The organism is Dietzia sp. SYD-A1, assembly GCF_015356725.1.
Classification (GTDB): domain Bacteria; phylum Actinomycetota; class Actinomycetes; order Mycobacteriales; family Mycobacteriaceae; genus Dietzia.
On record NZ_JADDKI010000138.1, the window covers coordinates 1 to 9,218 of the forward strand.

Annotated in this window: 6 protein-coding genes; all 6 read left to right on the forward strand. The window is 70.5% G+C overall.

Annotated features, from left to right (window positions below; all coding sequences use genetic code 11):
- The first annotated feature begins 58 nt into the window (after positions 1 to 58).
- Positions 59 to 1,972, forward strand: coding sequence for a penicillin-binding protein 2 (locus IY392_RS06465; protein ID WP_182613396.1), 1,914 nt, complete (start codon positions 59 to 61; stop codon positions 1,970 to 1,972).
- Between the two features lie 75 nt (positions 1,973 to 2,047).
- Entirely contained in the window at positions 2,048 to 3,607 is a 1,560-nt protein-coding gene (locus IY392_RS06470; protein WP_194860798.1) for a UDP-N-acetylmuramoyl-L-alanyl-D-glutamate--2,6-diaminopimelate ligase, read from the forward strand.
- Positions 3,604 to 5,118 (forward strand): UDP-N-acetylmuramoyl-tripeptide--D-alanyl-D-alanine ligase, encoded by a 1,515-nt coding sequence (gene murF / locus IY392_RS06475; RefSeq protein ID WP_107756213.1) that lies wholly within the window; start codon positions 3,604 to 3,606, stop codon positions 5,116 to 5,118. Before IY392_RS06470 ends, murF begins: the two co-directional genes overlap by 4 nt.
- The gene (mraY, locus tag IY392_RS06480; RefSeq protein WP_107756214.1) at positions 5,115 to 6,209 is read left to right on the forward strand and encodes a phospho-N-acetylmuramoyl-pentapeptide-transferase; all 1,095 of its coding nucleotides are present in this window, start codon (positions 5,115 to 5,117) and stop codon (positions 6,207 to 6,209) included. The genes murF and mraY overlap by 4 nt, the downstream gene beginning before the upstream one ends.
- A complete protein-coding gene (gene murD, locus IY392_RS06485; protein WP_107756215.1) occupies positions 6,206 to 7,744 on the forward strand; it encodes a UDP-N-acetylmuramoyl-L-alanine--D-glutamate ligase in 1,539 nt (512 codons plus the stop codon). Before mraY ends, murD begins: the two co-directional genes overlap by 4 nt.
- A 3-nt stretch (positions 7,745 to 7,747) precedes the next feature.
- The coding region (ftsW, locus tag IY392_RS06490) for a putative lipid II flippase FtsW (RefSeq protein WP_228549102.1) at positions 7,748 to 9,218 on the forward strand (1,471 nt) is incomplete at its 3' end.

The following is a 9,218-nucleotide window of genomic DNA, read 5'->3' on the forward strand; positions in this document are numbered from 1 at the left end:
CACTCGCGCCGGTCCCCGGCCCGCTCTACTGACGACACGACCTGCGAAAGGCCCCTCGATGACCGATCGACGCAATCCGGGACAGGGCCCGCGGGTCCCTTCGGGGGCATCTCGCGGCGGCCGCTCGGACGACGGTCGGCCGCCCACCCGGTCCGGCAGGGTCCTCACCGCCGACTCGACGGACCGGCGGTTCACGTGGATGCGCTCAGCTTTCGCCGTCATCATGGTGATAGCGCTGGTCAAGCTGCTGTGGGTCCAGACGATCGGCGGCACCGAGCTCGCGGCACGCGCGGAGAGCCAACGACAGGTCCACCAGGTGCTCCCCGCCACCCGCGGCGCGATCGTCGATGTCCACGGCGACCCGATCGCGTTCACCCGCGAGGCCCGGGACCTGTCCATCCAGCCGCTGGTCGAGCAACGCAACGCCGAAGCGCGCAGGGAACTGAACCGCACCAACCCCACCTGGGACGAGCTGGTCGAGCAGATCGCTGACGAGTTCGAGTCCGTGCTGGGGGAGAAGATCGACCGGTCGGAGATCGAGGCCAAACTCACCTCCGAGGGTGGTTTCACCTACCTCGTCCGCAACGTGGACGTGACCCAGGCCAATGCCATCACCAGGAAGTTTCCGATGATCGGTGCGGAACGGGTGGACATCCGCGAGTACCCGGGCGGAGCCCTCGCGGCAAACGTGGTGGGAGCCACGTCGAAGAGCGACGACGGGAAGCTCATCGGTCTACAGGGCATCGAGGCGTCCTTCAACGACGAGCTCGACGGTGAGGACGGCCGCCAGACCTTCGACCGTGCCCAGGACGACACGGTGATCCCGGGGACCCTGCGGAACGTCTCGGCCCCACGAGACGGTGACACGATCCGTCTGACGCTCGACGCGGACCTGCAGTGGCACGTCCAGAAGGCCGTGCAGTCCGCCAAGGACTCCTCGGGTGCGCAGAGCGCGTCGGCGGTCGTGCTGGACTCCGAGACCGGAGAGGTCCGCGCGATGGCCAACGACAACACCTTCAACCCCGCGGTGGGCATCGGCGCCGAGCTCGAGCGCGGGGCGGACCTCGGCAACCCGGCGATCACCTCGCCCTTCGAGCCCGGCTCGGTGCAGAAGATCATCACCGCCGCCGCGGCGATCGAGGCCGGACTGACCGACCCGGGCGAGGTCCATTCGGTGGACGGGAGCATCAGCATGGAGGGGGTGACCGTCTCCGATGCGTGGCAGCACGGGCCGACGCCCTACACGACCACGGGAATCTTCGGGAAGTCCTCGAACGTTGGGACTCTCATGCTGGCGCAGCGCGTCGGCAAGGAATCGTATTCTGAGTACCTGCGGAAATTCGGGCTGGGTCAGCGGTCGGGCATCGAACTCGCCGGCGAGTCTGACGGTCTGGTACCCGACCTGCAGAACTGGCAGGGTGGAACCTTTGCCAATCTGCCCATCGGGCAGGGGTTGTCGATGACCACCCTTCAGATGGCGGGCATCTACCAGGCCATCGCCAACGACGGGGTCCGGGTGCCGCCACGGATCGTCGCCGAGCGGGTGGACCCGGACGGTGAGGTCCACGAGGCCGATCGACCGGAAGGAGAGCGGGTGGTCAGCGAGCAGACCGCTCGCACAGTGCGTGACATGTTCCGCTCGGTCGTCCAGTCCGGCCCGGGGGCACAGGCGGGAACCGGCCCCCAGGCCGCGGTGGCGGGGTACCAGATCAGCGGGAAGACCGGCACCGCCCAGCAGATCGACCCCTCGTGCGCCTGCTACTCCAACTCGCGGTACTGGATCACCTTCTCGGGCATCCTGCCCGCCGACGATCCGAGGTACGTGATCTCGATCATGCTCGACGCTCCACAGCGCGGCACTCTCGGCGCATCCGCCGCGCCCCTCTTCCACGACATCGCCTCGTGGCTGGTCAACCGGGACAACATCCCGCCGTCCGCCCCCGCGGCGGACCTGATCCTGCAGGCGCAGTGACGCGCGACCGGCAAGGTAGCGTGTAGCGGGTTCACGAGGGGTCACGGAGAACGAGAGGCGGGTCGAGGACAGGCGATGACGACAGCAGCACAGCTGGCTGACGCGGTGCAGGCGAGCCTCCTCGGTGACAGGGCGGCAGCCGACGCGGAGCTGACCGGCGCCACCATCCGGGCCCAAGACGCGGGAACCGGCACGCTCTTCGCCGCGCTGCCCGGGTCGAGGATCCACGGCGCCTCCTTCTGCGCGACGGCGGTCGAGGCGGGCGCGTCGGCCGTACTCACCGACACCGAGGGCCTGGAGTTGATGGGTCCCGTGGCCGACCGCGTCCCGGTGCTGGTGCACCCGCGACCCCGGTCCGTTCTGGGCGAGGTGGCGGCGGCCGTCGTCGGTGACCCCTCTGCTGACCTGGACGTCGTGGGGATCACCGGGACGTCCGGCAAGACGACGACGACCTATCTCGTGGAGTCGGCGCTCGAGGGCTGTGGCCTCGTGGCGGGACTCATCGGCACCACTGGCAGCAGGGTGGGCGGACGGCACCTGCCGAGCAGTCTCACGACTCCTGAAGCGCCCGAATTCCAGTCGCTGCTGAGTGAGATGCGAGCCGGGGGTGCCCGCGCCGTCGCCGCAGAGGTCTCCAGCCATGCGTTGCGGCTCGGTCGGGTGGACGGGACACGGTTCGCCGTCGGCGCCTTCCTCAATCTCTCCCAGGATCATCTCGACTTCCACCCGAGCATGGAGGACTACTTCCGGGCCAAAGCCCGGTTGTTCGACTCCGACGCCGACCCGGGTTCCGCGGTGCGGCCCGCCGAGCGGGCCGTGATCGTCGTCGACGACGACTGGGGGAGACGACTGCTGGCGGCCCGACCGGACGCGGTGACCGTCTCGGCCGATCCCCGCGGGTCCGCCGACTGGACGGCGGGCGAGGCGTTGACCACCGACGACGATCGGCAGGCGTTCGCCGCGTGGGGGCCGCACGGGGTGACCGTGGAGGTCGATCTACCGCTCCTCGGCCGGTTCAACGTGACCAATGCGCTCGTCGCACTCGCGATCGTCGACGCCCTCGGTCTCGATGTTCGGGCCGCGGCCGCCGGACTGAGCAGCGTGCGGGTGCCGGGGCGCCTCGAGCCGGTCGTCCGTGGGCAGGATTTCCGCGTCCTCGTGGACTACGCCCACAAACCGGCCGCGGTCGCCGCGGTCCTGAGGTCCGTGCGTGCGCAGACCCGGGGACGGGTCGCAGTGGTCCTGGGCGCGGGCGGGGACAGGGATCCGGGCAAGCGACCTCTCATGGGTGCGGCGGCCGCGGAGGTCGCGGACCTCGTGGTGGTGACCGACGACAACCCGCGCAGCGAGGACCCCGCCGCGATCCGCGCGTCGGTTCGTGCGGGTGCCGAGGCCGCTGCCGGCGAGGGGACCGGCATCGAGGAGATAGCGGACCGGGGAGCCGCGATCGCCGCGGCGATCGACTGGGCCCGCTCCGGCGACGCGGTGGTGATCGCGGGCAAGGGCCACGAGACCGGGCAGGAGATCGAGGGAGTGGTCTTCCCCTTCGACGACCGGACCCGCGCGGCCGAGGAGCTCATCAGACGCATGGAATACACCGACCCATCGGTCCGGACGGAGGACAACACCTCATGATCGACCTCACCCTCGGCGAGATCGCCGAGATCGTCGGCGGGCGGTTGGTCGGAGGTGACCCCTCGACCGCGGTCACCGGTTCCGTCGAGTTCGACTCCCGTCGTATCGACCCCGGCGGGTTGTTCCTCGCCCTGCCCGGCGAGCGGGTCGACGGCCACGAGTTCGTCGGCCGCGCTCTGCAGGCCGGGGCGGCGGCCGCTCTGGTCGCGCGCGAGGTCACCGACGTCCCCGGGGCGGGGGGTGCCCAGATCGTGGTGCCCCCCGTCGACCGGCGCGTCACCAACGCCATGGCCCTGGCCGCGGATTCCGACGGGTCCGGGGCGGCGGTGCTCGCGGCACTCGGAGCCCTGGCACGAGCCAGCGTCGACAGGCTGGTCGCCGACCACGGGCTCGTCGTGGTCGGGATCACCGGCTCCTCGGGCAAGACCAGCACCAAGGACCTCATCGGGGCTGTCCTCTCCGCCGCCGGGACGGTCATCGCGCCGCCCGGATCGTTCAACAACGAGATCGGCCACCCCTGGACCGCCCTCCGCGCCGATGAGTCCACCGACTTCCTGGTGCTCGAGCTGAGTGCGCGAGCGCCGGGCAACATCCGGGAGCTCGCGGAGATCGCGCCCCCGAGGATCGGGGTGGTGCTCAACGTGGGGACCGCGCACCTCGGTGAGTTCGGGTCGCGCGACGTCATCGCCGCCACGAAAGGTGAGTTGGTCGAGGCCCTGCCGGATGCGGCCCATGGAGGGGTCGCGGTGCTCAACGCCGACGACGAACGGGTCCTGGGCATGGCCGGGCGGACCTCCGCCGAGGTCGTGACGGTGGGATCCGGCCCGTCCGCAGACCTCCGCGCCGAGGGCGTGCGGGTGGACGACGAGGTCCGGGCCTCCTTCCGCCTGGTGACCCCGGACGGCGAGGCCGACGTGGCCCTCCGGGTCCACGGTGAACACCAGGTGGGCAACGCCCTCTCGGCCGCCGCGGTGGGCCTGGCCTGCGGGATGGATGTCTCGACGATCGCCGGCGCCCTCGGCACCGCGCGGGCCGCGTCCGCGCGCCGCATGGACGTGCGGGTGACCGCCGACGGCGTCACCGTGATCAACGATTCCTACAACGCGAACCCCGATTCGGTGCGGGCGGCGCTCAGGTCGCTCGCCGTGATGGCGCGGGCGGGCGGGGGCCACCGTCGGACCTGGGCGATCCTGGGCGAGATGGCCGAACTGGGCGAGGAATCGGTGAGGGAGCACGATCTCATCGGTCGGTTCCTCGTGCGCCTCGACGTGTCCCAGCTGGTGGTGGTCGGCCGGGGTCGACCGCAGCGCGCGCTGTACCAGGGTGCGGTGCAGGAGGGGTCGTGGGGGTCGGAGGCGGTGCACGTCGAGACCGCCGAGGAGGCGTGCGCCCTCGTGGACGAACAGCTGCAGCCGGGGGACATCGTGCTGGTCAAGGCCTCTGCGGCAGTGGGGTTGTGGAGCGTGGCGGAGCATGTGCTCGCGACGCGTGGTGAGGAGATGTCCGAATGACCCAGATCATGGTCGCGGGCATCGTCGCCTTCGTCGTGAGCATCTTCCTCACCCCGGTGCTCATCATCTACTTCCGTCGACACGGCTTCGGGCAGGAGATCCGGCTGGAGGGCCCGCAGTCCCACATGAGCAAGCGCGGGACCCCCAACATGGGCGGGATCGCGATCCTCGCCGCGGTGTGGCTCGGCTACATCGTGGCCGGGCTGGTGGGACAGGTGACGGTGGGCGGCGGGGGATTCACGGCCTCCGGTCTGCTCATTCTCGGGCTGGCGACCGCGTTGGCGGCGGTCGGGATGATCGATGACGGCCTCAAGGTGTTCAAGCGGCACAACAAGGGTCTGGGCATCCTGTCCAAGACCGTCGGCCAGGTGCTCGCGGCTCTCGCGTTCGGCATCCTGGTCCTGGGTTTCCGGAACGACGACGGGCTGACCCCCGCCAGCCGCTCGTTGAGCTACATGCGCGACTTCGTCGCCGTGACCTTCCCGGTGGTCGTCTTCCTGATCTTCATCGTGATCCTGGTCTACGGCTGGTCCAACGCGGTCAACTTCACCGACGGCCTGGACGGGCTGGCCGCCGGGTCGATGGCCATGGTTATGGGCACCTACGTCGTGTTCAGCTTCTGGCAGTTCCGGTATTCGTGCTTCTCCACCGCGGAGGGGGTGGATCTGTCCGGGTGTTACCAGGTGCGTGACCCACTCGACATCGCGGTGGTGTGTTCCGCCTCGCTCGGGGCGTGTCTGGGCTTCCTGTGGTGGAACGCCGCCCCGGCCAAGATCTTCATGGGCGACACGGGGTCGATGTTCCTGGGTGGCATCGTCGCAGGCGTCTCGGTGGTCTCGCGCACCGAGCTGCTCATGGTCGTCGTCGGCGCGGTCTTCGTGATCGAGTTCGTCTCGGTCCTCATCCAGGTCGCGGCGTTCCGCACCACCGGCCGTCGTCCGTTCCGCATGACTCCCATCCACCACCACTTCGAGAACGGCGGGTGGGCCGAGACGACCGTCACCATCAGGTTCTGGCTCCTCGTGGCCATCTCCTGCGGCCTGGCGATCGCGCTGTTCTACGGTGACTGGCTCGCGAGCACATCGGGGTGACGGACGTGACAGAGCGGGAGATGAGAGAGCACGAGGCGACAGCACGCCGCACGACAGGGACCGGAGCGACCGCGCGGGGTCTCGGCATCCGCGATCTCACCGGAGCCCGCGTCCTGGTCCTCGGCGCCGGGGTGTCCGGCCCGGGGGCGGTCCGGATACTCCACGCGCTCGGCGCCGAGCCCGTGGTGGCGGACTCGCGACCGGACGCCGTCGCGCTGCTTCAGGCCTCGCTCCCGGAGGGGGTGGGCTGTACCGGCGTCGGCCTCGATCGCGCGGCCGAGATGATTGCCGACACCGGCTCCGGGCGGATCGACCTGGTGGTGACGAGCCCGGGGTGGCGGCCCGACTCCCCGCTGTTACTGTCCGCCACCGAGGCCGGCCTCGAGCTGTGGGGGGACGTGGAACTGGCCTGGCGGGCCGATGCGGCCGGGGTGTTCGGGCCGCCGCGGACCTGGCTTGCGGTGACGGGTACCAACGGTAAGACCACCACCACCTCGATGCTCGAGTCGATCTGCCGGGAGGCGGGCATGGCCGTGCGGGCGTGCGGCAACATCGGCCTGCCCGTGACGGAGGTCCTGCTCGCCGAGCCGAGGGTCGAGGTGCTCGCGGCTGAACTGTCGAGTTTCCAGCTCCACTGGGCGCCGAGCTGCCGACCCGACGTGGGGGTGGTCCTCAACGTCGCGGAGGACCATCTGGACTGGCACGGGTCGATGGAGGCCTACGCCGCGGCCAAGGCCCGCGTCCTCACCGGGCGGGTGGCGGTGGCCGGGAACGACGACCCGATCGCCTCCCGACTACTGGAGGAGGCGCCCGCGCCCACGCGGATCGGGGTGCGCCTCGGCGCACCCCGTGACGGTGAGCTGGGGGTGGTCGACGGTGTCCTCACCGCGCGGATCGGTGACCGCGGGGCCGACGACATGGTGCCACTGCTGCCGGCCGTGGACGTCCGACCGCCGGGACCCGCGGGCGTACTCGACGCTCTCGCCGCCGCGGCGGTGGCGATGTCGGTGGGGGCTGAGGCGGAGCACGTCGCCGCCGGACTCCGGGGGTTCACGGTCGCCGCGCACCGCGCGGAGCTGGTCGACATGGTGGACGGGGTCCGCTATGTGGACGACTCCAAGGCGACCAATCCGCATGCGGCCCGCACGTCGCTGCTCGCGGGCGGGATGATGGTGTGGCTCGCCGGCGGACTGCTCAAGGGCGCCGATGTCGACCCCCTGGTGGCGGAGGTGGCGGACGTCCTGCGCGGGGTGGTACTGATCGGCCGCGACCGGGCGCGGATCGCGGAGGCATTGTCCCGACACGCGCCGGGGGTGCCCGTCGTGGAGCTGGCCTCGGGGGACGATGACGGTGCGGCGGCTCCCGACGAGCCGCAGCAGACGATGGACCGGGCGGTCGCCGAGGCCGCGCGGATGGCCACCGGAGGCGACACCGTGCTGCTCGCCCCCGCCGCCGCGTCGATGGACATGTTCACCGACTACGGTCACCGCGGGCGCAGCTTCGCGCTCGCCGTGGGCCGGGTCGCCGGGAGGTAGGGCATGGCACTTCACGAATCCGCTCGCCGGGGCGGCACCGACAGTGGCCACGACGTCGAGGATCAGGTCGCCGTGGCCCGGCCCGACCTGTTGGGCCGTATCGCCGCGCCGCTGGCGGCGATCAACCGTGCACCGCTGACCTCCTTCCACGTGGTCATGGTGGTCACCGCACTGCTCACGGTGATCGGCCTGGGCATGGTGCTCTCGAGCTCCAACGTCCTCGCGTTCTCCGGTGGCGGTACACCCTTCGACATCTTCCTCCGCCAGGCGGTCTTCGTGACGATCGGCTGGGTGGGGTTCCTGGTCGCCCTGCGTATGCGGTTCGAGCTCCTCCGGGCCGCCGCGCTACCGATGCTGCTGGTGTCCATCGGGCTGCTCATCGCCGTCCTGATCCCGGGCGTCGGCATGGAGATCAACGGCTCGCGCGGATGGATCGACCTCGGGTTCTTCGCGATCCAGCCCGCGGAGATCGCCAAGTTCACGTTCATCGTCTGGGCCTCGTCGGTGGTGGCCAAGCGGATACGCACCGGGTACTGGCTCGATCTGCTCTTCCCGGCCATCGTCGGGTACGGGGTGGTCGCCGCCCTCGTCGTCGTCGCCCCCGACCTCGGGATGGCCACGGCGGTGACCCTCGCCTTCCTGTGCGTGCTGTGGTTCGCCGGGTATCCGACCCGACACTTCGTGTGGGTGATCGCCTTCGGCACCGTCGTGTTCGGAGTGCTCGCGGTGACGTTCGCCTATCGGTTCGAACGGGTCAGAACATTCGCCAACACCTTCGTCGGGGACTTCTCCAACCCGCAGGGGTCGGCGTACCAGTCGTATCAGGGGATGCTCTCGCTGGCCGAGGGAGGCCTGTTCGGGGTCGGCCTGGGACAGTCCAGTGCCAAGTGGTTCTACCTCCCCGAGGCGACCAACGATTTCATCTTCGCGATCATCGGAGAGGAACTGGGCTGGTTCGGGGCAGCGGTCGTCGTCTCGCTGTACCTGGCGTTGGGATGGGCGGGTATGCGCATCGCGCTGCGCTCGGCCGACCCGTTCCGGCGACTGCTCGCGGGCACCATCACCACGACGATCGTCCTCCAGGCGTTCATCAACATCGGGTACGTGGTGGGCCTGCTGCCGGTCACCGGCCTCCAGCTACCGCTGATCTCCAACGGTGGCACCTCGGCGGTCGTCACCCTGGTGTCCCTCGGACTCCTCGCCAACTGCGCACGACACGAGCCCGAGGCCATCTCCGCGATCCTCAGTTCCCCGGAGCGTCGCCGGCGACGGTGGTTCACCCTCCCGGATCCGCGCCCCTACACCCCCGAGCGGCCGGTTCCCGTCTCGGACGCCCCCGGCCGCTCGAGCGCCGGCGCCCGGCGCTACGGCGAGCCCGTGACCCGCCAACAGGCACCCCGATCGTCCGGTTCCCGGTCCACCGCGTCGGGCACCTCGGCCGCGCGGACGGCCGGTACGCGACCGTCCGGGACAC